This is a genomic window from Alteromonas sp. 5E99-2 (assembly GCF_017368475.1).
Taxonomy (GTDB): Bacteria; Pseudomonadota; Gammaproteobacteria; order Enterobacterales; family Alteromonadaceae; genus Alteromonas_F.
In genome coordinates, this window is the sequence record NZ_JAFNJE010000086.1 from 1 (window position 1) to 413 (window position 413).

Below are 413 nucleotides of genomic sequence, written 5' to 3' on the forward strand. Positions count from 1 at the left end.
CGGACAACCCCAAATCTGTGCAAAGGTCGCGCGCACCGGACCCAACGCGACCAAGGGCTCCAATCACCAAAGACGCGGGCGTGGCCCCGTCTAACGTGGATGCGATCAGATCACGCAATCCGGGCGCATCCTTCACGTCTGACAGATCAGGTAAAGTTCCGTCGCCTTGCTGTGCAGCCCACGCTAGCAGCGACATTGCAGCACCTGCATAACCGGCCCAATAGCCAAAGGCCGCAACACGCCGACCATCCTCAGCCACCAGATATTCGAGATCGTATAGAGTTCCGCCACCTGCCTGAAACCGATCAAGCAGAATACGCCCTGAAGGCTGGCCCTTATAGGCGTGCCCGAACATGATATGACGATGGCGCAGTGGCGTTCCGTCTTCTGGCAGTTCTTTTAGGCCAAAGATG

1 pseudogene is annotated in these 413 nt (G+C 57.9%); it reads right to left on the reverse strand.

Annotation, left to right across the window (positions count from 1 at the left end):
• A pseudogene (locus tag J3L16_RS16010) lies at positions 1 to 413 on the reverse strand (saccharopine dehydrogenase); the annotation flags it as partial.